Source organism: Limosilactobacillus coleohominis (assembly GCF_016901675.1).
Classification (GTDB): Bacteria; Bacillota; Bacilli; order Lactobacillales; family Lactobacillaceae; genus Limosilactobacillus; species Limosilactobacillus intestinavium.
Map to the genome: position 1 here is coordinate 1 of NZ_JACJKU010000158.1, position 1089 is coordinate 1089.

The window sequence follows — 1089 nt, forward strand, 5'->3', positions numbered from 1 at the left end:
TTTTCTTTTATCAATGTATCTATATTTTAAAGGAAAACGGAGCTGAATGAAATCCGAAGATTTCATCCAACTCCGTTTATTATTGGGGACTTATGTCACAGCCCCTTTTACTTTATGCCATCTTAAATTCTGGGAACCAGATTCCTATTTCTCTCTTGGCATTTTCAACATTATCAGAAGTATGAATGATATTTCTTAAGACTCCGTCCGGCCATTCGCGTCCGTAGTCACCACGAATGGTTCCCCAAGCTGCTTCTCCCGGATTAGTTGCTCCAGCCATATTATGAATTGCGTGAACAACGTTTGTTCCAGAAACAACAATGCCGACAATGGGACCTTCCATCATGTAATTTAATAATTCTGGGAAAAATGGCTTATCGACCTTGTCAAAATAATGTTGCCTAAGCTTATCCTTTGTTGGATTGATCATCTTCAGTGCTTCAATCCGGTAGCCTTTGTTTTCAATCTTAGAAATAATGTCTCCAATGTGACGAGTTTTTACGCCATCAGGCTTTACTAATACCAAAGTGTATTCATCTTTAACCATAATAAATACTCCCTTCAAATTCTATACCAAGGGTAGCATATCTATCATAGAAATGAAAACGGCTCCTTAATTTGGTTAGATAATATATAAAAGTTTGTTAAGCTTTGTAACATATTTGTCATATTTAAACAAAATTTGATATTATAAGCATGTTCTTTGAATTATTCTCCAACTTTTAGTTGGTCAGGAGGGATTCATCATGAAAAATGAAGCAATTCGCTTATTAAAAGCTGGTTTGATTCTTAGTATTTCAACCAGTATCGGGTATGTAATTGGTGATACCATTCAACAAACTCACAAAAAATTATAATTTATAATAGACTGTTATTGAAATGTAAACGTTATCATGATAATATAATAGACAGATGACATACTACTTTATTAAAAAGGATCCAGAGGACTGTTCCATTCTCCATTGGGTCTTTTTTAGTTTGGCAGATTGTAAAATTTAAGTTGAACATTTAAGTGGACAGAAAAACCCATCAAGGTCTTTAATGGTGTTACCACAACATTCCATTAGAAAGAAGGACCTTAATGGGCAC

The 1089-nt window shown here is 34.3% G+C and carries 1 protein-coding gene; it reads right to left on the bottom strand.

The annotated features are described in order from the left end of the window. Positions 1-112 precede the first annotated feature (112 nt). Complete coding sequence (gene ndk, locus H5975_RS08285) at positions 113-547, bottom strand: nucleoside-diphosphate kinase (RefSeq protein WP_204785622.1); 435 nt, start codon at positions 545-547, stop codon at positions 113-115. Positions 548-1089 lie beyond the last annotated feature (542 nt).